This is a genomic window from Agromyces sp. Root81 (genome assembly GCF_001429165.1).
Taxonomy (GTDB): Bacteria; Actinomycetota; Actinomycetes; order Actinomycetales; family Microbacteriaceae; genus Agromyces.
The window spans coordinates 297849-323787 of record NZ_LMIR01000004.1 but is presented as its reverse complement, the minus strand read 5'-3'; the positions used below and the strand labels follow the sequence as shown (position 1 = coordinate 323787).

The following is a 25939-nucleotide window of genomic DNA, read 5'->3' as shown; positions in this document are numbered from 1 at the left end:
CGCCCAGCCTATCGAGGAGGGCGCGTTCAGCGTGGAGCGCTACGCTTGCATGTCGTGACGGATGCACCGATCGGGATCTTCGACTCCGGGGTCGGCGGGCTCACCGTCGCCCGGGCCGTGAAAGACCAACTGCCCAACGAGTCGATCCTCTACATCGGCGACCTCGAGCACTCGCCCTACGGCCCGAAGAAGATCGCCGACGTGCGCGGCTATGCGCTCGCCGTGCTCGACGACCTCGTGGCGCAGGGCGTGAAGATGCTCGTGATCGCCTGCAACACGGCCTCGGCCGCGATGCTCCGCGACGCCCGGGAGCGCTACGACGTGCCGGTCGTCGAGGTGATCCAGCCGGCGGTGCGCCGCGCCGTCGCGACGACCAAGACCGGTCGGGTGGGCGTCATCGGCACGGCGGGCACCATCGCCTCGCGCGCCTACGACGACGCGTTCGCCGCGGCTCCGCACCTCGATCTCTTCTCGCGGGCCTGCCCGAGGTTCGTCGAGTTCGTCGAGGCCGGTGTGACCACCGGCGACGAACTGCTCGCGATCACCGAGGAGTACCTCGCGCCGCTGAAGCACGCCGGGATCGACACGCTCGTGCTCGGCTGCACGCACTACCCGTTCCTGAAGGGCGCGATCTCCTACGTCATGGGCGAGGAGGTCTCCCTCGTCTCGAGCGACGTCGAGACGGCGAACGACGTCTACCGGGTGCTCGTCGGCACCGGCACCGAGCGCCGCGCCGCGACCCCGCCCAGCTACCGCTACGAGGCCACCGGACGCTCCACGAGCGCGTTCCTCGACCTCGCCCACCGCCTCATCGGCCCCGAGATCCCGAGCGTCGAGCTCGTGCAGACCGGTGCCGTCACGATTCCAGACCACGTACGGCTTCGACAGGAGAACGCATGACCGAGGCATCCGAGCCCACCACCATCATCCGCGCCGACGGACGCACCGCCGACCAGTTGCGCGAGGTGACCATCGAGCGCGGCTGGAGCGAGCATGCCGAGGGCAGTGCGCTCATCTCGTTCGGCAAGACCAAGGTGCTCTGCACCGCATCGTTCACGAACGGCGTGCCCCGCTGGATGAACGGCAAGGGCAAGGGCTGGGTCACGGCCGAGTACTCGATGCTGCCCCGCGCCACGAACACGCGCAACGACCGCGAGGCCGTCAAGGGCCGCATCGGCGGCCGCACCCACGAGATCAGCCGCCTCATCGGCCGGAGCCTGCGCGCGGTCGTCGACACCAAGGGCCTCGGCGAGAACACGATCCAGATCGACTGCGACGTGCTGCAGGCCGACGGCGGCACCCGCACGGCGGCGATCACGGGCGCCTACGTGGCGCTCGCCGACGCGATCGAGTGGGCCCGCGACAAGAAGTTCATCGGCCAGCGCGCCCGTCCGCTCATCGACACGGTCTCCGCGGTCTCGGTCGGCATCATCGACGGCACGCCGATGCTCGACCTCGCGTACGTCGAGGACGTGCGTGCCGAGACCGACATGAACGTCGTGGCGACCGGCCGCGGGCTCTTCGTCGAGGTGCAGGGCACCGCGGAGGGTGCGCCCTTCGACCGCCGGGAGCTCGACTCGCTGCTCGACCTCGCCCTCGCCGGCACCGCCGAGCTCACGCTCATCCAGCAGCGCGTGCTCGCCGAGGCGATCGCCGCAGCCGGGAAGTGACGCCGATGAGCCTCGAGATCGTGCTGGCGACGCACAACCAGCACAAGGTCGACGAGTTCCAGAAGATCCTGGGCGAGCGGATGCCCGGACTCACGGTGCTCGCCTACGACGGCCCCGAACCCGTCGAGGACGGCACGTCGTTCGAGGCGAACGCGTTCATCAAGGCGCGCGCCGCGGCGGCGCACACCGGTCGCATCGCCCTTGCCGACGACTCCGGAATCGCGGTCGACGTCATGGGCGGTTCGCCCGGCATCTTCTCGGCCCGGTGGGCGGGGCCCGGCAAGGGGGCGCAGGCCAACCTCGACCTGCTGCTCGCCCAGCTCGGCGACATCCGCGACCCGGACCGCACCGCCCGCTTCCACTGCACCATCGCACTCGTCGTGCCCGAGGCCGCCGGCAGGCAGCACGAGTACGCGGCCGTGGGGCTGTGGCCTGGGCGCATCGCCCTCGAGGAGTCGGGCGCGCACGGATTCGGGTACGACCCGATCTTCGTGCCCGAGGGGTTCGAGGTCTCTGCGGCAGAGCTCGCGCCCGAGGTGAAGAACGCGCACAGCCATCGGTCCCGCGCGTTCGCGGCGCTCATCCCCGAGCTCGAGCGGATCACCGCGGCGCAGTGAGTCGTGGAGTCGTCGGGGTCGCGGAGCACCGGCGACGGGCAGGGTCGTCGGCCGTGTGAAGATGGCGAGCGGATCGGCGGCCGCGTCTCCGGCCGCCGGGCGCGCTAGGAGGCGCGGCGGGCGCGGGCGGCGCGGCGCTTGAGGGCGCGGCGCTCGTCTTCGCTGAGGCCACCCCACACGCCCGAGTCCTGGCCGGTCTCGAGGGCGTACTGCAGGCAGATCTCGGTGACGGTGCAGCGACCGCAGACGGTCTTCGCCTTCTCGATCTGGTCGACGGCAGGACCCGTGTTGCCGACCGGGAAGAAGAGTTCCGGGTCTGCGGTGAGGCAGGCGGCCTTGTCGCGCCAATCCATATGGGGATGCTCCTTGCGGGGTGTACTTCGATCGCAGACGCGCACGATTGCGCTTGCCGAAACCGGCTGCTGCAGGGGGAAAGCCGAATCTCGGGAAGTAGGATCAGTGACTGATCGGCTCACGTCCCTGTGAGCATCAATTCGGCCTCATAAATGGTCGCATAGCGGAGAGATCGAATCAATAGCTGTGTATGGGATAACCCTGTGAATCGGCGCGATGACGCCCCCATCGATGCGAACGACGAGTCGGTGCCGGAGGTTCCCGCCGCCCGGTCCGGTGTGCGCGGTGCGCTCGTCGTCGTGAGCGTGCTGCTCTTCCTCGAGGCGGCGGCGATGGTCGCCCTCGTGATCTGGCTCCTCATCGACCTGTTCTCGCTGGAACCGTCGTCGTACGCCACGGCGATCGCACTGCTCGTGCTCGTCGCGATCGGTGCGATCTGGGTCGTGACGGTCGCGTTCGGCTCGCTCCGACAGGCGCCGTGGTCGAGGGCCGCGGCCATCGTCTGGCAGATCCTGCAGGTGTCGGTCGCGGTCGGTGCGTTCCAGGGCCTGTTCGCGCGCCCTGACGTGGGCTGGGCGCTGCTGGTGCCGGCGATCACGGTCATCGGCCTCCTGCTGTGGACGCCCGTGCGCCTGGCGTACACCCGACCCGAGGATCACGCCACGGCGTGACCCCCGGGGGCGAGTGGATTCCGGGTCCTGCGTAGGGTCGGCGTCAGCCGTCGAGGCCGAGCTCGCGGCGCAGGCGCGCCACGTGGCCCGTGGCCTTCACGTTGTAGAAGGCGCGCTCGATGCGGCCGTCCTCGGCGATCACGAAGGTCGACCTGATGGACCCGACGACGATCTTGCCGTAGAGCGACTTCTCGCCCCAGACGCCGTACGCCTGCTGCACGGCGAGGTCGGTGTCGGAGAGCAGCGTGTAGGTCAGGCGGTCGCGCTCGGCGAACTTCGCGAGCTTGGCGACGTCGTCCTTCGAGACGCCCAGGACGCGGATGCCCGCGCTCGCGAACGAGTTCAGGTTGTCGCGGAAGTCGCACGCCTCAGTCGTGCAGCCCGGGGTCATCGCCTCGGGGTAGAAGTACAGCACCGCCTTCGAGCCCCGCAGGGCCGAGAGGGTGACCGGTTCGCCGTTCTGGTCGAGCAGGGTGAAATCTGGAGCGAGGTCGCCGGGGGCGAGTCGTGCATCGGTCATACCTCCATGGTAGGCAGGTCGACGGATGCCGGTGGGCCGTGTCAGACCGCCGCGCCGCCCGCGAAGGTCGTGAGCAGGCGCTGCAGGGACTCGAGACGGGCCGGGCCGGTCTCGCCGAGCTCGCCGGCCTCGACGGCCTCGACGATGGCGCAGTCGGGCGCGTCGGGCAGGTGCGTGCACCCGCGCGGGCAGCGTTCTGCGAGGCGGTCGAGGTCGGTGAAGGAGCGCAGGATGTTCGCGCGGTCGACGTGGCCGAGCCCGAACGAGCGCACGCCCGGGGTGTCGATGACCCAGCCGGTGCCGGTCTCGGCCCCAGGCAGGTCGGCGCCCGGCAGATCGGCGGCGTCGAAGCGCAGCCACACCGTCGACGATGAGGTGTGGCGGCCCCGGCCGGTGACGACGTTGACGTGGCCGGTGGCGCGCTTCGCGCTCGGCACGAGCGCGTTCACGAGCGTGGACTTGCCGACGCCCGAGTGGCCGACGAAGACGGTGCGGTGGCCGACGAGCACGCCGGCGATCTCGTCGAGCGGCATCTCGTCCTCGCCGCTCAGGAACACCGTCAGGTCGAGCCCGGCGAAGTTGCGGAGGAACTCCTCGGGGTCGGCCAGGTCGGTCTTGGTGATGACGAGGAGCGGCCGGATGCCGGCGTCGAACGCCGCGACGAGGTAGCGGTCGAGCAGGCGGATGCGGGGCTCGGGGTTCGCCGCGGCCACCACGATGAGCATCTGGTCGGCGTTGGCGACGATGACGCGTTCGACCTCGTCGGTGTCGTCGGCACTTCGACGGAGCAGCGTGGTGCGCTCACCGACCCGCACGATGCGGGAGAGGGTGCCGGGATCGCCGGTCGTGTCGCCGACGAGATCGACATGATCGCCCGTGACGACGGACTTGCGGCGCAGCTCGCTCGCTCGCGCGGCCGTGATGACCCGTTCGTCGGGCCCGTTCTCGTCGATCAGCACGCTGTAGCGTCCGCGGTCGACCCCGATCACCATGCCGACGACGGCATCGGCGTGCTCGGGGCGCTGTTTGGTTCGAGGGCGGCTGCCCCGGCGGCTCGGCCGCACACGCACATCGGACTCGTCGAACTCCGGCTCGTCGTCCTCGTCGTCGTCGGTGCTCCACCAGGTCATGCCAGCATCTGCTCCCAGAGCGCGGTGAACTGGGGGAGTGTCTTGCCCGTCGATGCGATGTCGTCGACGACGACGCCCGGCACGGCGAGGCCGATGATCGCACCGCTCGTGGCGATGCGGTGGTCGGCGTAGGCACGCCACGGACCGCCGTGGAGCGGGGCGGGTTCGATGCGCAGGCCGTCGTCGAGTTCGGTGACCTTGCCGCCGAGGCCGTTGATCTCGGCGGCGAGGGCCGCGAGACGGTCGGTCTCGTGATGGCGGATGTGGCCGATGCCGAGGATCGTCGACGGCTCGTCGGCGAGGGCCGCGAGCGCCACGAGGTTCGGTGCGAGCTCGCCGGCCTCCGAGAGGTCGAGCTCGACGCCGCGGATGCCTCGGCCGTCGTCGCTCCGAGCGGGCGCGTGCACCGTGAGCCGGTCCGCCTCCACTTCGACGCGAGCGCCGAACAGCGGCAGGATGCCGGCGAGCTGCGCCCCCACCTGCGTCGTCTCGGCCGGCCAGCCGGTGATCGTGACGGAGCCGCCCGCGACGAGCGCCGCGACGAGGAACGGCGCGGCGTTCGAGAGGTCGGGTTCGATGTCGACGTCGATCGCTCGGATGGCGCCGGGTTCGACGATCCACCGGCCGGGCTCGGGGCCGGCGACCTCGACGCCGCGTGCCCGGAGCGTCTCGATCGTCATCTCGATGTGGGGCAGGCTCGGCAGCCGTTCGCCCGTGTGCCGCAGGTCGATGCCGTGCTCGAAGCGCGCGGCGGACAGCAACAGGGCCGAGACGAACTGGCTGGACGCCGAGGCGTCGATCTCGAGCGGTCCGCCGCCGACCGTGCCGGTGCCGTGCACCGTGAAGGGCAGCGTGCCGCGCCCGTCGTCGTCGAGGTCGACCCCGAGGCCCTGCAGCCCGTGGATCACCCCGGCCATGGGGCGGCGGCGGGCGTACTCGTCGCCGTCGAAGGTCGTGGGGCCGAGCGCGAGCGCGGCGACCGGCGGCAGGAATCGCATGACCGTGCCCGCGAGCCCGCAGTCGATGGTCGTCGAGCCGAGCAGTTCCTCGGCGGGGATGACGCGCAGGTCGTCGCCGAAGCCGCCGCGCCCGGGCATCCGCTCGAAGCCGGTGCCGAGGGCACGGAGCCCCTCGATCATGAGTTCGCTGTCACGCGACCAGAGGGGAGCGTGGAGCGTCGACGGCCCGTCGGAGAGGGCCGCGAGCACGAGCTCGCGATTGGTGAGCGACTTCGACCCCGGCAGGGCCAGCACCGAGGACAGCGGCGCGATGGCGAGCGGCGCGCGCCACCCGTCATCCGTCTCGGTCTGCCTCGCTTCGCCGTACGGATCGAACTCGGGTGCGGAATACCTCGAAATCTGCATCGGTTATCAACAGTAGCGTCCGGAAACGCGGAAGGAGACGGTGTTGCGCATGTCGATGGGAGTGCTCGAACGCCCGGCTGTCGTCGGGGTGGACGATCTAGGATGGCCGGTGATGACTGCCGACCAGATCGACGCGACGCCGAACGACGCTGTGCCCGCTGACTCCGGGGCCGAGGGCTCCGGGGCCGAGGAGGCCGCCCGCCCGCTCGGCGAGCTCTTCGAGGAACAGGCACTGCCGTTCATCGACCAGTTGTACGCGGCCGCCCTTCGCATGACGAAGAACCCGGCCGACGCGCAGGACCTCGTGCAGGAGACGTTCGTCAAGGCGTTCGCCGCGTTCGGGCAGTTCACCCAGGGCACGAACCTGAAGGCGTGGCTGTACCGGATCCTCACGAACACCTTCATCAACAGCTACCGCAAGAAGCAGCGCGAGCCGTACCAGGGCACGATCGACGACCTCGAGGACTGGCAGCTCGGCGGCGCCGAGTCGACGACTGCGCGGTCGAGCCGATCGGCCGAGGCCGAGGCGATCGACCACCTGCCCGACAGCGCCGTCAAGGACGCGCTGCAGGCGCTGCCCGAGGACTTCCGGCTCGCCGTGTACTTCGCCGACGTCGAGGGCTTCTCCTACCAGGAGATCGCCGACATGATGAACACCCCCATCGGGACCGTGATGAGCCGTCTGCACCGTGGCAGGCGTCTGCTTCGCGAATCCCTCGCCGACTACGCCCGCGAGCAAGGATTCGCAGCGGGCGAGAAGGCGACCGCACCCACCAGGAGGCAGAAGATGCCGAAGAGTCAGAGCATGCCGAGGAGCCCACGATGACCGACTGCGGCTGCGACAAGGCCAGAGCCGAACTCGAGGAGTACCTGCACAACGAGCTGCGGGCGGCGGATGCATCCGACATCCGCGACCACGTCGCGAACTGCGCCGACTGCCAGGCCGAGCTGCGCGTCGGCGTGGCGATCACCGAGGTCGTGCAGCGCGCGTGCCGCGAGAGCGCTCCGGAGCAGCTGCGGGTGCAGGTGCTCACCCAGATCCGGCTGTACCAGTCGACCCACACCGTCGCCTGACCGTTCGGCGGTGACGATGCCGGGCGGGTGACCGGATCGCCGCACGTCAATCGTTCGTTCGATGTGCGCCGCTCGGCGCGTCCGTAGCGTCGACGGTGTGATCGAGACTCCTGCCCGCACCTCCGACGCCCCAGCTCCGCCGAAGCGGTCGAACCGCCCGCCGACCTGGGTCCGCGTCCTCATCCCCGCCGTCCTCATCCTCGTGTGGTTCGCGCTGTTCGGTGCCGGCGGTTCGGCGTTCGGGCAGGTGTCGCAGGTGGCGACCAACGACCAGTCGCAGTTCCTCCCCGCCGAGTCGGAGGCGACTCGTGTGCAGGATCTGCAGGCGGAGTTCCGCGGCGACGACGTGGTCCCGGCGATCGTGGTCGTCGAGCGCGACGGCGGGCTGACCGACGACGACCTCGCCCTGCTCGACGACATCGGTGCCGAACTCCAGGCCGTCCCTGGCGTCGTGGACGACGGCGTCTCGCCGGCCATCGTCTCGGAGGACGGCGAAGCCGCAGAGGTGTTCGTCTCGCTCGACACCGAGGTGAAGGCGAGCAAGACCGTCGGTGAACTCCGATCGACCCTCGATGACGGGCTGAGCGGCGCCGCGGCTTCCGGGCTGACCGTGGCGGTGACCGGGCCGGCCGGTCTCGCTGCCGACATCGGCGGCGCGTTCTCCGGCATCGACGGCATCCTGCTGCTCACCGCGCTCGCCGCGGTGCTCCTGATCCTCGTGATCGTCTACCGCTCGCCGCTGCTGCCGGTGATCGTGCTCGGCACGAGCATGGCCGCCCTCACGGTCGCCGTGCTCGCGACGGTCGCCCTCGCGAAGGCCGATGTTGTGCTGCTGACCGGGCAGACGCAGGGCATCCTGTTCATCCTCGTCATCGGTGCCGCGACCGACTACTCGCTCCTCTACATCGCCAGGTACCGCGAGGCGCTCGCCCGGTACGAGCGGAAGTGGGACGCCACCTGGGCGGCGTTGAAGGGTTCGTGGGAGCCGATCCTCGCCTCGGGCGGCACCGTCATCGCCGGCCTCTTGATGCTCCTGTTCAGCGCCCTCAACTCGAACAAGGCGCTCGGGCCCGTCGCGGCCATCGGCATCGCGTGCGCCGTCGCGGCGTCGCTCACGCTGCTGCCGGCGCTCATGCTGTGGGCCGGGCGCGCGGCGTTCTGGCCGCGTCGCCCCGTTGCGGCGTCGGCGGATGCCGCGGCCGACGTCACGGCGGACGCGGCTGACGACGTCACGACCCGGCGGGGCCTCTGGCCCGCCGTCGCGCGTCTCGTGAAGCGCCGGCCCCGCATCGTCTGGATCACCTCGACGCTGCTGCTCGGCGTGATGGCGCTCGGACTCACCCAGCTCGACGCCGACGGCGTGCCGCAGAGCGAGTTCGTGCTCGGCGCCTCCGAGGCCCGCGACGGTCAGCAGGTGCTCGGCGAGCACTTCCCGGCCGGATCCGGCACGCCCGCGGTCATCATCGCGCCCGAAGGTGAGATCGACGAGGTCGCCGGTGTCATCCTCGACACCGACGGTGTGACCGCCCTCACGGTGGTCGCGAACGATGCGCCGGGCGGTTCGCTCGTGGTCACGGCCGACGGGGTGGCGCCGTCGCGGGTGCCCGGCGTCGAGGCGGCGCCGACGGTGCGCGACGGCGAGGTCATGCTGCAGGCCACGCTCGACTACGCGGGCGACTCGATCGAGGCCGAGGCGGTCGTGACCGAGCTGCGCAGCGGCCTCGACGCGATCGACGAGACGGTGCTCGTCGGCGGCACGTCGGCGATCGCGCTCGACACAGCAGCAGCGGCCGTGCACGACCGCAACCTCGTGATGCCGCTCGTGCTCGTGGTGATCTTCGTGATCCTCATGCTGCTCCTGCGCTCGATCGTCGCGCCGCTCCTGCTCGTCGCGAGCGTCGTGCTGTCGTTCGCCGCGGCGCTCGGCGTCTCCTCGATCGTCTTCGACAACGTCTTCGGCTTCCCCGGCGCGGATCCGACGGTGCCGCTCTACGGCTTCGTCTTCCTCGTCGCGCTCGGCGTCGACTACAACATCTTCCTGATGAGCCGGGTTCGCGAGGAGACGCTCGCGCACGGCACCCGCGCCGGCATCCTCCGCGGCCTCGTCGCCACGGGCGGGGTCATCACCTCGGCCGGCCTCGTGCTCGCGGCGACCTTCGCGGCGCTCGGAGTCCTGCCGATCCTCTTCCTCGTGCAGATCGCGTTCATCGTCGCGTTCGGCGTGCTGCTCGACACCTTCATCGTGCGCTCGCTCCTCATCCCCGCGCTCGCGTACGACATCGGCCCGGCCATCTGGTGGCCGAGCCGCCTCGCCCGCGAGCCCCGGGGCGCCCGCGAGCCGCGCTGACGGGCGGCTGGAACGACGAAGCGAGCGGATGCCCCGGGGCATCCGCTCGCTTCGTTCGTCGCGCCGCTTCGGCTAGAGCGTGGTCGCGTTGCGCACGAGCTCGGCCTGCTCGGTCGCGTGCCGCTTCGCGGAACCCGTGGCGGGCGATGCCGCTGCGGTTCGGGCGATGACCCGGACGGGACGCGCACCGAGCTTGTTCGTCTCGATGATGAAGTACGGCCAGGCGCCCTGGTTCTCGGGCTCGTCCTGCGCCCACACCAGCTCGGCGTTCGGGTACGACTCCGCGACGGCCTTCAGCTCACCGGCGGGCAGCGGGTAGAGCTGCTCGAGGCGCACGACCGCGACCTCGGTGTTCTGCTGCTTGTCGAGCTCGGCGATCACGTCGTAGTAGATCTTGCCCGAGACGAACACGACGCGCTTGACCGCGGCCTTGTCGGTGATGCGGCCGTCGTCGATGACCGGCTCGAAGCGGCCGCTCGTGAAGTCGGCGACCTCGCTCGTCGCACCGCGGAGCCGCAGCATCGCCTTCGGGGTGAAGACGATCAGGGGCCGGCGCGGGCGCGCGTAGGCCTGACGGCGCAGCAGGTGGAAGTACGACGCGGGCGTCGAGGGCCGTGCGACCGTCATGTTGTTCTCGGCGCAGAGCTGCAGGTACCGCTCGATGCGGGCGCTCGAGTGGTCGGGGCCCTGACCCTCGTAGCCGTGGGGGAGCAGGAGCACGACGCTCGAGCGCTGGCCCCACTTCTGCTCGGCCGAGGAGATGAACTCGTCGATGATGGTCTGCGCGCCGTTCGCGAAGTCGCCGAACTGCGCCTCCCACATGACGAGGGCGTCGGCGCGCTCGACGGAGTAGCCGTACTCGAAGCCCATCGCCGCGTACTCCGAGAGCAGCGAGTCGTAGATCCAGAAGCGGGCCTGGTTCTCGGAGAGGTTCTGCAATGGCAGCCACTCCTGGCCGTTCGCCCGGTCGTGCAGCACCGCGTGGCGCTGTACGAAGGTGCCTCGGCGCGCATCCTGGCCGGCGAGGCGCACTGGCGTGCCCTCGAGGAGGAGGGAGCCGAGTGCGAGGAGCTCGCCGAAGCCCCAGTCGACCTTGCCGTTCCGGCTCATGTCGAGGCGCTTCGTCAGGAGCTGCTGGATCTTCGGGTGCACCGTGAAGCCGGCGGGCTTGTTGTTGAAGGCATCGCCGATGGCCTGCACGACCTCGGTCGAGACCCCGGTGGTCTCGAGCTCGCCGGAGACGGGCTCCTCGGGCCTGGCCGACTCGGTCGCCCCGATGATCGGGATGGCCCCGGTCTGCGCGGCATGCGTCTCGGCGAAGGCGCGCTCCAGGCGGTCCTGGAAGTCGCGGTGCGCCTCTTCGTACTCGGCCTCGGTGATGTCGCCGCGGCCGACGAGCGCTTCGGTGTAGAGCTTGCGCACCGAGCGCTTCGCCTCGATGAGGTTGTACATGAGCGGCTGGGTCATCGAGGGGTCGTCGCCCTCGTTGTGGCCGCGACGGCGGAAGCAGACGAGGTCGATGACGACGTCGCGCTTGAACTCCTGGCGGTAGCGGAACGCGAGCTCAGCCACCCGCACGACGGCCTCGGGGTCGTCGCCGTTCACGTGGAAGATCGGGGCCTGGATCGTCTTCGCGACATCCGTCGAGTAGATCGACGAGCGGGCGTCGCCCGGCACCGTCGTGAAGCCGACCTGGTTGTTGATGTTGACGTGGATGGTGCCGCCCGTGCGGTAGCCGCGCAGCTGCGACATCTGCATCGTCTCGAGCACGACGCCCTGCCCGGCCATTGCGGCGTCGCCGTGCACGAGGATCGGCAGCGTCGAGAACGTGCCGATCGGCTTCCGGTCCTGCTTGGCGCGCACGATGCCCTCGAGCACGCCGTCGACGGCCTCGAGGTGCGAGGGGTTGGCAGCGAGCGAGACGGGGACCTGGTGCCCGTCATCGGCGGTGAACGTGCCCTGCGTGCCGAGGTGGTACTTGACGTCGCCCGAGCCGGAGAAGCCCTTCGACTGCTGCTGGGTGCCCTCGAACTCGCGGAACACCTGGCCGTAGGTCTTGCCCGCGATGTTCGTGAGCACGTTGAGGCGGCCGCGGTGCGCCATGCCGATGGCGACCTCGTCGAGGCCCTCCTTCGCCGCGCCCTGCAGGATCTCGTCGAGGAGCGGGATGACGGACTCGCCGCCCTCGAGGCTGAAGCGCTTCTGGCCGACGTACTTCGTCTGCAGGAACGTCTCGAACGCCTCGGCCTGGTTGAGCTTGCCGAGGATGCGCATCTGCTCGTCGTGCGTCGGCTTCTCGTACGAGCGCTCGACCTCGTTCTGGATCCACTTGCGCTGCACGGGGTCCTGGATGTGCATGTACTCGATGCCGATGGTGCGGCAGTAGGAGTCGCGGAGCACGCCGAGGATGTCGCGGAGCTGGGCGGTGCGCTTCTCGCCGAAGCCGCCGGTGACGAACTCGCGGTCGAGGTCCCAGAAGGTCAGGCCGTGGGTCGCGATGTCGAGGTCGGGGTGCGAGCGCTGCACGTACTCGAGCGGGTCGATGTCGGCCATCAGGTGGCCGCGCACGCGGAACGCGTTGATGAGCTCCTGGACGCGGGCGGTCTTGTCGATCGCGCTCGCGATGTCGACCGAGATGTCGGGCGCCCAGCGGATCGGCTCGTAGGGGAGGCGGAGCGCGGCGAACAGGTTCTCGTAGAAGCCGCGCTGGCCGATGAGCAGCTCGTGCACCTTCTTCAGGAACTCGCCCGAGCCGGCGCCCTGGATCACGCGGTGGTCGTAGGTCGAGGTCAGCGTGATCGTCTTGCCGATCGCGAGGTTCGAGAGCGTCTTCTCGGAGGCGCCCTGGAACTCGGCGGGGTACTCGAGGGCACCAGCACCGATGATGCAGCCCTGCCCCTTCATGAGGCGGGGCACGGAGTGCACCGTGCCGATACCGCCAGGGTTCGTGAGCGAGATCGTGGCGCCGGCGAAGTCGTCTGCCTTCAGCTTGTTCTGGCGGGCGCGCTGCACGAGGTCCTCGTAGGCCGCGAGGTACTCGTTGAACGACATCGTCTCTGCACGCTTGATCGCGGGGACGAGGAGGGCCCGAGTGCCGTCGGGCTTCGGGATGTCGATCGCGATGCCGAGGCCGATGTGCGCGGGCTTGACGAGGCTCGGTTTGCCGTCGGGCTCCGAGTAGTAGACGTTCTGGCTCGGGAACTCCTTGAGCGCCTGGATGAGCGCCCACCCGATGAGGTGGGTGAACGAGATCTTGCCGCCGCGGGAACGCCGCAGGTGGTTGTTGATCACGATGCGGTTGTCGATCATGAGCTTCGCGGGGATCGTGCGGACGCTCGTGGCGGTCGGCACGGTGAGCGAGGCGTCCATGTTGGCCGCGAGGGCCTTCGGCATGCCCTTGAGGGTGACGACCTCGTCTTCCTTCGGGGCGTCGGCGACGACGGGCTGCGGGCTCGTGACCGGCACGTCGGCCGGCACGGGCTGCGTGCGCGGTGCCACCGAGGTCGTGCGGGCGGCGGGGGTCTGCCCGATGACGGGCACGGGTGCGGTGGCAGGCCGGGCCGGCTCGGCGGCCGTCGCGGCAGGCGCTGCGGCCTCAGTCGCGGGCGCGGATGGCGCGGCGGGCGCTGCCGGTGCGGCGGCGCCTGCGGGTGGGGCGGATGGCGCGGCATCCGTCGCCGGGGCGGTGACCGGGAGTTCGCCGCCCTCGGTCTTCACCTGGCGGTAGTGCTCGAGCACCGGCCACCAGGTCTTGTCGACCGATTGGGGATCGACGAGGAACTTCTCGTACATCTCGTCGACGAGCCATTCGTTGGCTCCGTATTCGCCCGACGTCGTCTCGTCGGATCCCGACCCGGTCAATTGGCTCGACACAGCCTCTCGCCCACTCTCTCCATTGATACTGGATTTACCTGCTTCGGTGGTGTCGCCACACGCGCGGGCATGACGAATCACCGCCTCCCAGCCTAATCCCCACAACGCGGCCGAGAGCACCCGCGCGCCGACGGCGGCTCGGCGGTAGCGTGGCGGCATGGAGTTCTACCGGACGACACCCAGCCACGACCTCACCTACTCGGACGTGTTCCTCGTGCCGACCCGGTCCGGGATCACCAGCAGGCTCGACGTCTCGCTCGCGCCCGACGACGGATCGGGCGCCTCCGTTCCGATCGTGTCGGCGAACATGAACTCGATCACCGGCCCCCGCCTCGCGGCCACGCTCGCCCGCCGCGGCGGGCTCGGCGTGCTGCCGCAGGACATGCACCTGCAGGACCTCGACGAGGCGATCCGCGCGGTGAAGGCGCAGTCGCCGCGCTTCGACACCCCGCACGACTTCAGTCCGGATGCCACGGCTGCCGACGCCCTCGCGGCCCTCCCTCCGGTTGCCGGCCACGGCATCGTGCTGCACGACTCCCGCGGCGCCTACGTCGGCTGCATCCCCGCCGACCGCCTCGCGACGGCGCTGCCCGACGCCCGCCTCGGCGACCTCGTGCACGGCGGGCTCGCTTCGCTCGACGCCGACGACGTGTCGACGCCGCGCCGGGCGTTCGACCTCATGATCGATGCCGACCTCGACTTCGCCCCCGTGCTCGAGCACGGGCGTGTCGTCGGCACGCTCAGCCGCCGGAGCGCTCTGCGCGGCACGATCTACGAGCCGAACGTCGATACCGAAGGTCGTCTCCGCGTCGCCGCCGCGATCGGCATCAACGGCGACGTCGCGGCGAAGGCGACCGCGCTCGCCGCCGCGGGCGTCGACATGCTCGTGATCGACACCGCGCACGGGCATCAGGAGGGCATGATCCGCGCCGTGTCGATCGTGCGCGACCTGGGGCTCGACATCCCGATCGTGGCAGGCAACATCGTGACCGCCGATGCGGTCGCCGACCTCGTCGAGGCAGGCGCCGACGTGCTGAAGGTCGGCGTCGGACCCGGTGCCATGTGCACGACCCGCATGATGACCGCGGTCGGTCGACCGCAGTTCTCGGCCGTGCTCGAGACCGCGGAGGCCGCACGCGAGCTCGGAGCGGCCGTCTGGGCCGACGGCGGGGTGCGGTATCCGCGCGACGTGGCGCTCGCGCTCGCAGCGGGCGCGGCCTCGGTCATGATCGGTTCGTGGTTCGCCGGGACCATCGAGGCGCCGGGCACGCTGCGCCACGATGCATCCGGTCGCCTGTTCAAGGAGAGCTGGGGCATGGCCTCGACGAAGGCCGTCCGCGAGCGCTTCGACCGCCTCTCGCCCTACGAGCTCGCCCGCAAGGAGCTCTTCGCCGAGGGCATCTCGTCGTCGGCGATCTACCTCGACCCGCTTCGCCCGTCGATCGAGGACCTGCTCGACATGATCACCTCCGGTGTGCGCAGCTCGTTCACGTATGCCGGCGCCCGCACCCTCGAGGAGTTCCGGGACCGTGCGCTCGTCGGCATCCAGTCGGCCGCAGGATACGAGGAGGGGAAGGCGCTACCCGTCAGCTGGTGAGACGGGCGGCGACCCTCCCGTGATCACGGGGGATCGAACGGGTCGCGCCGATATACTGAGGCGACAATGGACGATCCTCCCTCTGCCGCTGCCCCCGGTCATAGACCCCCGCCCGTGACTGCTCGCGGAGGTGGCGATGTCTGAGTGGATTCTCCTCGGCATCGGGTTCCTCCTCACGATCGGCACGGGCTTGTTCGTCGCCAGTGAGTTCGCGCTCGTCAATCTCGACCGAGCCGACCTGGAAGCTCGGCGTGCGCGTGGTGAGACGAAACTCGGCCTCACCATCTCGGCGCTGAAGATCACCTCGACCCACCTGTCGAGTGCGCAGCTCGGCATCACCCTGACCACGCTGCTCACCGGTTACACGATGGAGCCGGCGATCTCGTCGCTCCTCGCGGGCCCGTTGACCGCGATTGGCCTCCCCGAGGCGTTCGTGCGCCCCATCGGCACGATCACGGCGATCGTCGTGGCGACGCTGCTGTCGATGGTGCTCGGCGAGCTCGTGCCGAAGAACTTCGCACTGGCGCTCCCGCTCGCGACCGCGAAGCTCGTGATGCCGTTCCAGACGGCGTTCACGTGGGTGTTCCGGCCGGCGGTCTCGCTCCTGAACGGCAGTGCCAACGGGCTGCTCCGTGCGGTCGGCATCGAGCCGAAGGAGGAGCTGTCGGGTGCACGCTCGGCCGAGGAGCTCTCGTCGCTCGTCCGGCGCTCGGCGAGCGCCGGGCTGCTCGAACAGGACACCGCGACGCTGCTCGGCCGCACCCTGCGATTCGCCGACCACGACGCATCCGATGTGATGACGCCGCGCCCCGCGGTCGCCGCCGTGCAGCGCCAGGAGCCGGCCGAGGCCGTGCTCGAGCTCGCGCGCACCACGGGGTACTCCCGGTTCCCGGTGTACGACGACAACCTCGACGACGTCGTCGGCCTCGTGCACGTCAAGCAGGCGGTCGCCGTTCCGCGCGAGAAGCGCGGCGAGGTGCCGGCCTCGGCCCTGCAGTCCGAGGCGCTGCGCGTGCCGGAGACCATGAAGCTCGACACGCTGCTCGGCGAGCTCCGCGGCCGCGGCTACCAGATGGCCGTCGTCGTCGACGAGTACGGCGGCACGGCCGGCGTCGCGACCCTCGAAGACCTCGTCGAGGAACTCGTCGGCGAGGTCTCCGACGAGCACGACCGCACCCGCGCGGGCGTCGTGCGGCGGGGCGACCAGGTGAGCTTCCCCGGAATACTGCGACCCGATGAGCTGCTCGAGCGCACCGGCATCCGCGTGCCCGAGAACGGAGACTACGAGACCGTGGCCGGATTCGTCATGGCCGAGCTCGGGCGACTGCCCGTGGTCGGCGACGAGGTGCTCATCGACGACGGCACGCTCGTCGTGCAGCGCCTCGACGGGCGGCGCATCGACCGCGTGCGGTTCGTGCCGAACCCGCTGCCCGACGTCGACGAGCTCGATGGGGGAGCACGATGAGCGACTGGGCCGGCATCGCCTGGCTGATCGTGCTGCTCATCGCCAACGCCTTCTTCGTCGGCGCGGAGTTCGCGGTCATCTCGGCGCGGCGCTCGCAGATCGAGCCCCTCGCCGAGCAGGGCAGGCGCAGCGCCAAGACCGCGCTCTGGGCGATGGAGCACGCCACGCTCATGCTCGCGATGAGCCAGCTCGGCATCACGGTCTGCTCGCTGCTGATCCTGAACGTCTCCGAGCCGGCGATCCACCACCTGCTCGAGGTGCCGCTGCACCTGACCGGCTGGTCGGCCGAGGTGGTCTCCACGATCGCCTTCATCGTGGCGCTCGTGCTCGTCTCCTACCTGCACGTCGTCTTCGGCGAGATGGTGCCGAAGAACCTCTCGTTCTCGGTCCCCGACCGCGCGGTGCTGCTGCTCGCGCCGCCGCTCGTGTTCATCGCCCGCATCTTCCGGCCGATCATCGTCGCGCTGAACGCGACGGCGAACGCCGTGCTGCGGCTCTTCGGGGTCGAGCCGAAGAGCGAGGCGGCCTCCACCTTCACCCTCGAAGAGGTGCAGACGATCGTCGACCAGTCGCGTCGCGAGGGCGTGCTCGACGACGCGAGCGGCACGCTCACGGCGGCGTTCGAGTTCACGACGAAGCGCGTGCAGGATGTCGCGGTGCCGCTCGATGCGCTCGTCAGCCTGCCGTCCGAGGCCACGCCGGCCGACGTCGAGCGGGCTGTCGCCCGGCGCGGCTTCTCGCGGTACCCGATCCTCGATCAGGCGGGCGAGCCCGACGGTTACGTGCACCTGAAGGACGTCATCGACCTCGACGACGACGAGTTCGACGACCCGATCCCCGCGAAGCGCGTGCGACGTCTCGTCTCGATCTACGCGGGCACCGACCTCGAGGACGCCCTGTCGACGATGCGCCGGCTCGGCACCCACGTGGCGCGCGCGTTCGACGAGGACGGCACCACGACGGGCGTCATCTTCCTCGAGGACATCATCGAGGAGCTCGTCGGCGAAGTGCAGGACGCCACGCGACGCGGCTGATCCGCTGCGCGCGCGGCGCAGGCGGCCGGCGATCTCCCGGATGGGGGACTGCCCGCCGCCTGCCCGCGCGCGTAGACTCCGCAGCAGTCACGAAAGTGAGGACATATCATGTTCGAGTCTGCGCGCGCCTATGCGGTTCTTCCGGCATCCGACCTTGCACGGGCCGTCCGGTACTGGAAGGACACCTTCGACCTCGACCCGGTCATGACCGACGAGACCGGGGTCCTCTTCGAGATCGGCGGCGGGCGCGTGCTCGTCTACGAGACGCAGTTCGCCGGCACCGCCAGGAACACCGCATTCGGCATCGACACCGACGATCTGGACGCGGCGATGTCGGAGCTGAAGTCGCGTGGCGTCGAGTTCGCCGACTACGACCTGCCCGGCCTGAAGACCGTCGACGGCGTCGCAGAGATCGACGGCATGCGATCCGCCTGGTTCACCGACAGCGAGGGCAACATCCTGGCCGTCGGGCAGCGCAGCTGACTCGGCGGCGGGTCAGGCGAGGGCTCGGAGCCAGGCCTCGAGCGACGCGGCATCCGTGAACACGTGCCCGTCGCCGCCGACGGCCTTCGCGCCGTCGACGTTCTCGGCCTTGTTGTCGATGAAGACGAAGTCGGATGCCTCGATGCCGAGTTCGTCGATGACGTGCTCGTAGATCGCCGCGTCGGGCTTCACGAGTGAGAGCTCGCCGCTCACGAACACGCGCTCGAAGAGCGGCGCGAACGAGCCGTGGCGCAGCCAGCCCGAGAAGTCCGCGCCCGCGTTCGACAGGAGCGCGAGGCGCGTGCCGCCCGCTGCGAGGGCGTGCAGGACACCAAGCGTGCCGGGGTCGACCGAGAGCCAGCCCCGGTGGTCGATCGCCCAGAGCTCGTGCACGTCGATCGCGTTCCATCGGGCCCCGAGGTCGGTGGCGACGGCCTGCCAGTATTCGGCGATCGACGTGGTGCCCCGATCGAGGCCGAGGCGGTGCGCCCAGTACGACGCCCAGAACGGCTCGGGGTCCGCGGTCGCACCGGCCCGGTCGACGAGGGCGGCCCGATCGGCGTCGGTGGGCTCGCGCGAGATGACCTCGCCGTAGTCGAAGACGACGACGCGGGGAGCCAGGCTGATCGGTGCGGGAATCGTCGGAGTCATCCTCCTCAACCTATCGTTGGAGCATGGAGACGTGGCAGGAATGGACCGCCGCCGATGCGGCGAAGTGGATCGTCGCGCCGACAGCGGTTGACGACAAGTACTCTCGCGGCGTGCTCGGTGTCGTGGCGGGTTCGCCCGAGTACCCCGGCGCTGCGGTGCTCTCCGTCGAGGCCGCCCACCGGACCGGCCTCGGCATGGTGCGCTACACCGGGCCGCGTGCGGTGCGCACCGCGGTGCTCGCCCGTCGCCCGGAGACCGTCACCGCCCCCGGCCGCGTGCAGGCCTGGCTCATCGGCTCGGGCATCGACGCCGAGCGGCGTTCGTTCATGCTGCTCGGCGACCTGCAGGGGGCGCTCGCCTCACGCCTGCCGGTCGTGCTCGACGCCGGGGCGCTCGACCTCGTCGGCACGCACACCGCGCCGACGGTCATCACGCCGCACACGCGCGAACTCGCCGTGCTGCTCGCCTCGCGCGGCATCGAGACGTCCGTTGCACAGGTGCGAGAGGCGCCGGCCGAATGGGCCCTTCGCGCGGCACGCGAGCTCGGCGTCGCCGTGCTGCTGAAGGGCGCGGTCACGCACATCTGCGACCCCGATGGCGACCGCTCCACGGTCGTCGCCGCCACCCATTGGCTGGCCTCGGCCGGCACCGGCGATGTGCTCGGCGGGATCCTCGGTGCGCTCGTGGCCACGCATCACGAACGACTCGCGTCCGACGCGGAGGTGCTGACCCCCCTCGCGGCGACCGCTGCGTGGATGCACGGCGAGGCGGCGCGACGGGCCACGGCCGCGGTCGACGGCGGCCCCGTGACCGCGCTCGACATCGCCCAGCAGGTGCCGCGCGTCGTCGGGGCGCTGCTCGCCCGCTGAGCCCGGGCCGTCACCGGGCGCCGATCAGTCGGAGAGGAACCGCGCGAGGAACTCGCGGGTGACGCCCGGTCGAATGTCGCGCTCGGCTAGGCTCTTCGCCATGACGGACGGCGATGGGCGCGAGGCATCCGCTCACCGCATCCGCGGCTGGCTCGGTACCCGCGCCGCACTCTGGACCGGCTTCGTCCTCGTGCACGCGGCGCTCATCTGGCTGAACCTGGCGGCGGTCGGCTACCCCCTCGGCGATGTCACGGCCGTGTACCGGGTGTGGGCCGAGAACGCCGCCCACGGGTGGCTTCGCATGGGCATCGACGCGCCGTGGGTGTACCCGATCCTCGCCTTCGCACCGATGACGGTCGCGCTCGCGTTCGGTTCGGCACTCTATGCGCAGACCTGGCTCGCGATGGTCACCCTGCTGAACGCCATCGCGTTCGGCGTCCTCATCGGCCGCGCGCGCCTGTCGCGCCCGCGACGGCTCGCTGCGTGGTGGTGGCTGGGGTTCCTCGCCCTGCTCGGCCCGATCGCGTTCGGCCGCATCGACGCGATCACCGTGCCGTTCGCCATCACCGGCCTGCTCTGGGCCGCCGGCCGGCCTCGAGTGGCCGCGGTGCTGCTGACGGTCGGCGCGTGGATCAAGGTCTGGCCGGCGGCCCTCGTCGCGGCCCTCGTGATCGCCGCGCGCCGACGGCTCGAGGTGCTCACCGTGGCGGTCGCGCTCAGCATCGGCATCGTCGGCGTGAGCCTCCTCGCCGGCGCCGGGCCGAATGCGGTCGGCTTCATCGTCGAACAGGCGGGGCGAGGCCTGCAGATCGAGGCGCCGCTCGCGGTCGTCTGGCTCTGGCAGATCGTGGCAGGGTCCGAGACGGTGCGGATCGTCTACGACCGCCAGATCCTCACCTTCCAGATCCAGGGGCCCGGTGCGGATGCCGCGGCAGCCCTCACGACCCCGGTCATGGCGCTCGGAGTGCTCGCCGTCGTGCTCATCGGCATGCGCGCGGTGCGACGCGGCGCCGCCTTCGGACGGCTGCTGCCACCGCTCGCACTCGCGTTCGTGGTGGTGCTGATGCTCGCGAACAAGGTGGGCTCGCCGCAGTTCGTCACGTGGCTGGCCGCGCCCGTCGTGCTCGGCCTCGTCTACCGCCCCGCCCGGTTCATCGTGCCGGCGTTCCTCGCTGCGGCGATCGCGCTCCTCACGCACATCATCTACCCGTACTGGTACGGATGGCTCCTGATCGCCGATCCCGCGTTCGTGTTCCTGCTGACCGCCAAGTCGCTCCTGCTCGTGGTGCTCCTCGTCTGGGGCATCCGCTCGCTGTGGCGGCTCGGTGCGCGGCGGACGGCGGCGCCGCTGGTCGGGGCGGCGCGCGGGACAATGGTCTCCGACGAGAGCTGAAGGAGACGAATCATGCTGGTGGCATTCTCAGTCGCGCCGAGCGGCACGGGCAGAAGCGACGGGTCGGTGCACGACGCCGTCGCGGCGGCGGTGCGCATCGTGCGGGAGTCGGGCCTGCCGAACCGCACCGATTCGATGTTCACGACGATCGAGGGGGAGTGGGACGAGGTCTTCGAGGTGGTGCGACGCGCCACCGAGGCCGTCGGCGAGTACGGGTCGCGCGTGTCGCTCGTGCTGAAGGCCGACATCCGTCCGGGCTACTCGGGCGAACTCGAGGGCAAGCTCGTGCGGCTGGAGTCGGCGATGGAGGAGCTCGACTCCGACGCCTGAGCGGCGATGGTCGGGCCTTGCGCCGAGGCTGCGTCTCCGACCCGGCGAGCACCGGGCTCGCGAGTCGTGGGAGTAGTGCATCGAATGGTGCATCGAATCGATTCGATTCCTGTGCGAGAATCGATGGGTGACCCTCTCCGACGACGGGCCGACGACACGGTCGCCGGCCCGCATCCGTTTCGCGCTCCTCGCGCTCGCCCTCGGCGGCTTCGGCATCGGCTCGACCGAGTTCGTCGCCATGGGCCTGCTGCCGAACATCGCCCTCGACCTGCTGCCGGAGCTCTCCGCGCAGTCGACCGCGGAGGCGAACGCGAACGCCGGCTGGATGATCTCGGCCTACGCGCTCGGCGTCGTCGTCGGCGCACCCACGATCGCCGCCGCAGCGGCGCGCTGGCCTCGCAAGCGACTGCTCCTCGCCCTGCTCACCGCCTTCACGCTCGGCACGATCGCCTCGGCGGTGCTGCCGAGCTTCGAACTCGTGCTCGTGGCCCGCTTCATCTCCGCGCTGCCGCACGGCGCCTACTTCGGCATCGCCTCGCTCGTCGCGGCGAGTCTCATGGGGCCCGGCAAGCGGGCCCGAGGCGTCGCACTCGTGCTCTCGGGCCTGACGATCGCGAACGTGATCGGCGTGCCGGCGATCACCTGGCTCGGCCAGCTCGCGGGATGGCGCACCGCCTACCTCGCCGTTGCGGCGATCTTCGCCCTCACCTTCGTCGCGGTGCTCGTCGCAGTGCCGTGGCAGGCCGGCGACCCCGGCGCGACGATGAAACGCGAGCTGCGGGCGTTCTCGCGCTCCCAGGTGTGGTTCGCCCTCGGCATCGGTGCGATCGGCTTCGGCGGGCTGTTCGCGGTCTACAGCTACATCGCCCCGCTCACCACCGACGTCACCGGGCTGCCGGAACAGCTCGTGCCCGTCGTGCTCATCGCATTCGGCGTGGGCATGACGATCGGCAACTTCGCCGGCGGTCGGCTCGCGGACTGGAGCGTGCGCCGATCGATGTACCTGTTCTTCGCCGTGCTCGCCGGCGCGCTCGTGCTGCTCGGCTTCACCGCGTCGAGCCCGATCGGGCTGTTCGCCGGCGTGCTGCTCGTCGGCGGGGCATCCGCCGCCCTCTCACCGACCATCCAGGCGCGGCTCATGGACGTCGCGCGCGACAGCCAGTCGATCGCCGCGGCGTTGAACCACTCGGCCCTGAACATCGGCAACAGCCTCGGCGCCGTGCTCGGCGGCATCGCGATCGCCGGGGGACTCGGCTACGTCGCTCCGATCTGGATCGGGCTCGTGCTCACGATCGCAGGCGCCCTGCTCGCCGTGGCCTCGTTCGCCCTCGACCGCTCACGCGCCCGTCGCGGGGTCCCGGTGCCGTACGCGACCGGCGCGATGCACGCCGTCGAGTCCTGACCCCGCTTCTGGGCGTGTCCCGGCTCAGTCGGACTGCAGCAGGATGCCGTCGAGGATCGCTCGCTTGCGCAGCGCCACCTTCGTGCCGACGTCGTAGCCCGATGCGCGGTACTTCTCGCGGATGCGCTTGAGGTAGCTCTTCGCCGTCTCTTCGGAGATCCCGAGCTGGAAGGCCACGGCCTTGACCGGCTGGCCGGCGCCGTAGAGCGCCATCACCCGGCGCTCCTGTGCGGAGAGCTTCGGGGCCGTGCCCTCGTCGCTGAGCGCGAGCTCGAGCTCGGCCGTCAGGTAGGACTCGCCGATGCGTGCGGCGCGGATGGCCTCGATGATCGTCTCGACGGGTTCGGACTTCACGAGGTAGCCGAGCGCACCGGAGCCGAGCGCCTCGCGGACGACGGTCGGCTCGGAGTACGTGCTCATGAGCATCGTCTGCACTCCGGCGGACTTCAGCATCGACAGCTTCAGCGAGATGGGGATGTTGTCGCGCAGGTCGAGGTCGAGGAGGACGACGTCGACGGGGAACTCGGGGTGGGCGAGGAGCTCCGACCACGAGGGCACCGCAGCGAGCAGCTCGATGTCGGGTGCCGCGGTGCGGATCCACTCGGAGAGGGCTCCGAGGAGCATGCGGTGGTCGTCGACGATCGCCAGACGGATCGGTGGAGCGGTCTCAGCCATCAGCTTCCCCTTCGACGGGCCGCCCCGTGGACGGTCGTGACGCCTGCCGAGACGTTCGGGTCGACCCGGCAGTCGATGTCGATCCGGAATGACTCGGGGCCCGTAACGACATCGTGTGTACCGACTGTACCGAGTGCATCCCAAGTTGCGGGATCGACGCGACGTTGAACGACGCCGGAGACGTCGATCGAGAGCTGCACATCGGGTGATCGAGGGTCGGAGACCTCGCCGGCTTCACGACAGGTGACGTGCGCGGCGAGCTCGGCGGTGCCCTTCGACTGCTCGCCGACGAGGAACCAGAGCGCCAGCAGCAGCCCATCCCGCTGGTCGTGCTCGAGCAGTCCGGCCAGGCCGCCGGGATCGTCGACCGTCACCCGGTTGCTGAGGTAGGCGGACTCCGTCACCGCATGCCGGAGCCAGGTGTCGTTGCGTCCCTCGATGAGACGCACCCGCAGTCGGGCGGCGAGGTCGCCCGCGCGCTCGGCGGCCTCGGGCGGCAACGGAATCGCGATGCGCCCCGAGCCGACGTCGTCGAGCAGCGACTCCGCGTCGAAGTCGAGCTGTGCGAGTTCCTCGGAGGCGCGCATGCCCACCGCGGTGCGCGGGGTCGCGACGGTGCTCTGCACGAGCGAGAGGTCGAGTTCGCGCCGAACCAGCCGCCGGAACCCGCTGATCGCGATCACCGCGACGACCATCGGCAGGACCGCGGATGCCGCGACGGCGAGCCCCGTCACCGTGTAGTGCCCCGCCGTCGTGATCTGGAGGAGCGCCGACCCGGCGATCACGGCGCCGATCGCGCACGAGACGAGGAGCGGGACGCGCGTCCCCCGGATCGCCGCCACCGGCATCAGCACCGCACCGGCCGCGGCTGCCGCGGTCGGCGTCACCCCGAGGTGCAACAGCCCCGCCGTCGCGGACACGTCGAGCCACACCGGAGCGATGAGCGCGATGAGGAGCACGACGTAGAGCACGTCGGGCAGGGGAGTGTTCCGCGACACCAGGCGGGACACGACGCCCACGACCACGACGCCGACGAGTGCGAGCCAGGCCGGCCACGGGCCGGGGCCCGGAGGGAAGAGCGGGGCGATCATCATCGCGTGCGCGAGGTGACCGATGACGATGAAGCCCGACGCGATCGTGATGCCGGTGGCCAGCCGCCGTCCGCCGTGACTGTCCCGCACGTCGCCGGCCGCGCGGGCCGAGCGCGATGGGCGGCGGAACTGGCGCCCGATGGTGGTTCCGGCGATCTGCTGGTCGCTCATGGCTTCGGCACCTCGAGCATCACGGTCGTGCCGGATCCGGGCGAGGAGAAGATCCTCGCCCGGCCGCCGACCATGTTCAGGCGGCCGACGACGGACTCCGCGTAGCCGAGCCGGGCGCCGTCGACCGTTCCGGGCTCGAATCCCGAGCCGGAATCGGTCACCATCGCCCGCACCGTGCGCTCGTCGTCGCTCACCGTGACATCGGCCTCGGTGACGCCCGCGTGCCTGCGCACGTTCTCGAGGCACTCGCCGAGCGCGCCGAGGAGGGCGTCGAGCGTGTCGCGGGGGAGGGCGAGCCGGCCGGTGCCGTGCCAGTTCACGTCGAGTCCCATGCGCGCGAACCGCTGGCGCACCGACTCGAAGGTCATGCCGAGGCTGTCGTCGTCGGATTCGGGCGAGAACACGGCGGTCGAGCCGCGATCGAGCGGCGCCCCCAGCCGCAGTTGCTTCAGCAGCCGTGCGTCATCGCCGGCCTGCTGGCGGAGCGCGCCCGCCCCGACGCCGACTCCCGAATGGGCGAGCAGGCTGAGGGTCGCGAGCACGGTGTCGTGCAGCACCCGGGCGTCCTGCCGCTGCTGGGACTCGAGTTCGCTCGCGAGCCGCTCGGCCTCGTGGGCGCGCCCGACCTCGTCGATGCGATCGGATGCCACGGCGATCGATCGATCGAGCCAGATGCCGATCGAGGCGTTGGCGGCCCACCCCATGAGCGCGCCGATCGCCACGCCCTGCATCGCATGGCCGGTCACGGCGACGATGCCCACGGCGATGAGCGTCGCTGCCGCGAGGCCGAGCACGATGACGGGGCCGTCGGGGCGCACGATGAGGGTGATCGCAACCGCGGAGGCCGTCATCGCCGCCGTGAGGGCCATCGCGACGACGGCGACCGGGTCGATCACCGGCGCAGCGCCGAGCACGCTGATGAGCGCGATCGCGCAGGCCACAGCGGCCAGCGCCGGCGGGAGGGACCCGCGAGCAGTGTGCAGCACGAGGAAGACACCGGCACCGAGGCTCAGCAGCGCGGCGAGTGCGAGCTCGAGGCCCGTCGACGCGCCGGGCACGAGGAGGCACGCGAATGCGCCGACCGTGCCGCTCAGCCCGGAGACCCTCGCGAGTTTTCGGAGCAACCGGTCGCGTTCCTTGTGGATGCGCTTCATGACA

General features: G+C 70.6%; 24 protein-coding genes. 15 read left to right on the top strand and 9 right to left on the bottom strand.

The window, feature by feature from the left end; translation table 11 throughout:
• Positions 1-54 precede the first annotated feature (54 nt).
• Genes murI through rdgB form a run of 3 tightly spaced genes read left to right on the top strand, consistent with a single transcriptional unit; the run spans position 55 to position 2287 of the window.
• Positions 55-900: a glutamate racemase gene (gene murI, locus ASE14_RS18315; RefSeq protein WP_056659270.1), complete on the top strand. Its 846-nt coding sequence runs from the start codon at positions 55-57 to the stop codon at positions 898-900.
• Positions 897-1670 carry a ribonuclease PH gene (gene rph / locus ASE14_RS18310; protein ID WP_056658517.1) on the top strand — a complete coding sequence of 258 codons (774 nt, stop codon included), beginning with the start codon at positions 897-899 and terminating at the stop codon, positions 1668-1670. Before murI ends, rph begins: the two co-directional genes overlap by 4 nt.
• A gap of 5 nt (positions 1671-1675) precedes the next feature.
• Positions 1676-2287, top strand: coding sequence for an RdgB/HAM1 family non-canonical purine NTP pyrophosphatase (rdgB, locus tag ASE14_RS18305; RefSeq protein WP_056659267.1), 612 nt, complete (start codon positions 1676-1678; stop codon positions 2285-2287).
• 104 nt (positions 2288-2391) lie between these two features.
• On the opposite strand, the gene ASE14_RS18300 is transcribed toward rdgB, so the two are convergent.
• A complete protein-coding gene (locus tag ASE14_RS18300; protein ID WP_022893204.1) occupies positions 2392-2640 on the bottom strand; it encodes a WhiB family transcriptional regulator in 249 nt (82 codons plus the stop codon).
• A 204-nt stretch (positions 2641-2844) separates the two neighbouring features.
• Between ASE14_RS18300 and ASE14_RS18295 the strand changes: the two genes are divergently transcribed.
• The gene (locus ASE14_RS18295; RefSeq protein WP_056658516.1) at positions 2845-3312 is read left to right on the top strand and encodes a hypothetical protein; all 468 of its coding nucleotides are present in this window, start codon (positions 2845-2847) and stop codon (positions 3310-3312) included.
• A 43-nt stretch (positions 3313-3355) separates the two neighbouring features.
• Here the strand turns inward: ASE14_RS18295 and bcp are convergent, their stop codons facing one another.
• Genes bcp through aroA form a run of 3 tightly spaced genes read right to left on the bottom strand, consistent with a single transcriptional unit; the run spans position 3356 to position 6326 of the window.
• Positions 3356-3832 carry a thioredoxin-dependent thiol peroxidase gene (bcp, locus tag ASE14_RS18290; protein ID WP_056658514.1) on the bottom strand — a complete coding sequence of 159 codons (477 nt, stop codon included), beginning with the start codon at positions 3830-3832 and terminating at the stop codon, positions 3356-3358.
• A 41-nt stretch (positions 3833-3873) separates the two neighbouring features.
• On the bottom strand, positions 3874-4962 hold the full coding sequence (gene rsgA / locus ASE14_RS18285) for a ribosome small subunit-dependent GTPase A (RefSeq protein ID WP_056658512.1): 1089 nt from the start codon (positions 4960-4962) through the stop codon (positions 3874-3876).
• On the bottom strand, positions 4959-6326 hold the full coding sequence (gene aroA / locus ASE14_RS18280) for a 3-phosphoshikimate 1-carboxyvinyltransferase (RefSeq protein WP_056658509.1): 1368 nt from the start codon (positions 6324-6326) through the stop codon (positions 4959-4961). Before aroA ends, rsgA begins: the two co-directional genes overlap by 4 nt.
• Before the next feature lie 55 nt (positions 6327-6381).
• On the opposite strand from aroA, the gene ASE14_RS18275 reads away from it, so the two are divergent.
• The 3 genes from ASE14_RS18275 to ASE14_RS18265 all read left to right on the top strand — a co-directional run bounded on the left by ASE14_RS18275 (position 6382) and on the right by ASE14_RS18265 (position 9747).
• Entirely contained in the window at positions 6382-7152 is a 771-nt protein-coding gene (locus ASE14_RS18275; RefSeq protein WP_369816516.1) for a sigma-70 family RNA polymerase sigma factor, read from the top strand.
• On the top strand, positions 7149-7400 hold the full coding sequence (locus ASE14_RS18270) for a zf-HC2 domain-containing protein (protein WP_056658505.1): 252 nt from the start codon (positions 7149-7151) through the stop codon (positions 7398-7400). Before ASE14_RS18275 ends, ASE14_RS18270 begins: the two co-directional genes overlap by 4 nt.
• 61 nt (positions 7401-7461) lie before the next feature.
• A complete protein-coding gene (locus tag ASE14_RS18265; RefSeq protein WP_082601042.1) occupies positions 7462-9747 on the top strand; it encodes an MMPL family transporter in 2286 nt (761 codons plus the stop codon).
• Between the two features lie 72 nt (positions 9748-9819).
• Here ASE14_RS18265 and ASE14_RS18260 read toward each other — a convergent pair whose 3' ends face one another.
• On the bottom strand, positions 9820-13620 hold the full coding sequence (locus ASE14_RS18260) for a multifunctional oxoglutarate decarboxylase/oxoglutarate dehydrogenase thiamine pyrophosphate-binding subunit/dihydrolipoyllysine-residue succinyltransferase subunit (RefSeq protein WP_082601041.1): 3801 nt from the start codon (positions 13618-13620) through the stop codon (positions 9820-9822).
• Positions 13621-13777: 157 nt separating this feature from the next.
• Between ASE14_RS18260 and ASE14_RS18255 the strand changes: the two genes are divergently transcribed.
• The 4 genes from ASE14_RS18255 to ASE14_RS18240 all read left to right on the top strand — a co-directional run bounded on the left by ASE14_RS18255 (position 13778) and on the right by ASE14_RS18240 (position 18199).
• Positions 13778-15217 carry a GuaB1 family IMP dehydrogenase-related protein gene (locus tag ASE14_RS18255; RefSeq protein ID WP_056658502.1) on the top strand — a complete coding sequence of 480 codons (1440 nt, stop codon included), beginning with the start codon at positions 13778-13780 and terminating at the stop codon, positions 15215-15217.
• 136 nt (positions 15218-15353) lie between these two features.
• Complete coding sequence (locus ASE14_RS18250) at positions 15354-16682, top strand: hemolysin family protein (protein WP_056658500.1); 1329 nt, start codon at positions 15354-15356, stop codon at positions 16680-16682.
• Positions 16679-17716 (top strand): hemolysin family protein, encoded by a 1038-nt coding sequence (locus ASE14_RS18245; RefSeq protein WP_056658496.1) that lies wholly within the window; start codon positions 16679-16681, stop codon positions 17714-17716. The genes ASE14_RS18250 and ASE14_RS18245 overlap by 4 nt, the downstream gene beginning before the upstream one ends.
• 108 nt (positions 17717-17824) lie before the next feature.
• Complete coding sequence (locus tag ASE14_RS18240) at positions 17825-18199, top strand: VOC family protein (RefSeq protein ID WP_056658494.1); 375 nt, start codon at positions 17825-17827, stop codon at positions 18197-18199.
• Between the two features lie 12 nt (positions 18200-18211).
• Here ASE14_RS18240 and ASE14_RS18235 read toward each other — a convergent pair whose 3' ends face one another.
• The gene (locus tag ASE14_RS18235; protein WP_056658491.1) at positions 18212-18850 is read right to left on the bottom strand and encodes an HAD family phosphatase; all 639 of its coding nucleotides are present in this window, start codon (positions 18848-18850) and stop codon (positions 18212-18214) included.
• 23 nt (positions 18851-18873) lie between these two features.
• Between ASE14_RS18235 and ASE14_RS18230 the strand changes: the two genes are divergently transcribed.
• From ASE14_RS18230 to ASE14_RS18215, 4 genes are all read left to right on the top strand, one after another.
• On the top strand, positions 18874-19719 hold the full coding sequence (locus ASE14_RS18230) for an ADP/ATP-dependent (S)-NAD(P)H-hydrate dehydratase (protein ID WP_056658489.1): 846 nt from the start codon (positions 18874-18876) through the stop codon (positions 19717-19719).
• Positions 19720-19819: 100 nt separating this feature from the next.
• Complete coding sequence (locus ASE14_RS18225; protein WP_056658487.1) at positions 19820-21112, top strand: glycosyltransferase 87 family protein; 1293 nt, start codon at positions 19820-19822, stop codon at positions 21110-21112.
• Positions 21113-21124: 12 nt separating this feature from the next.
• Positions 21125-21442, top strand: coding sequence for a thiamine-binding protein (locus ASE14_RS18220; RefSeq protein WP_056658484.1), 318 nt, complete (start codon positions 21125-21127; stop codon positions 21440-21442).
• A gap of 127 nt (positions 21443-21569) precedes the next feature.
• Positions 21570-22844, top strand: a complete 1275-nt coding sequence (locus ASE14_RS18215; protein WP_056658482.1) for an MFS transporter — start codon at positions 21570-21572, stop codon at positions 22842-22844.
• Positions 22845-22868: 24 nt separating this feature from the next.
• Here ASE14_RS18215 and ASE14_RS18210 read toward each other — a convergent pair whose 3' ends face one another.
• The 3 genes from ASE14_RS18210 to ASE14_RS18200 are packed head-to-tail and all read right to left on the bottom strand — an operon-like array spanning position 22869 to position 25935.
• Positions 22869-23519, bottom strand: a complete 651-nt coding sequence (locus ASE14_RS18210; RefSeq protein ID WP_056658479.1) for a response regulator transcription factor — start codon at positions 23517-23519, stop codon at positions 22869-22871.
• Positions 23519-24781: a hypothetical protein gene (locus ASE14_RS18205; RefSeq protein ID WP_056658477.1), complete on the bottom strand. Its 1263-nt coding sequence runs from the start codon at positions 24779-24781 to the stop codon at positions 23519-23521. Before ASE14_RS18205 ends, ASE14_RS18210 begins: the two co-directional genes overlap by 1 nt.
• Positions 24778-25935, bottom strand: a complete 1158-nt coding sequence (locus tag ASE14_RS18200; protein WP_056658475.1) for a sensor histidine kinase — start codon at positions 25933-25935, stop codon at positions 24778-24780. The genes ASE14_RS18205 and ASE14_RS18200 overlap by 4 nt, the downstream gene beginning before the upstream one ends.
• Between the last annotated feature and the right edge of the window lie 4 nt (positions 25936-25939).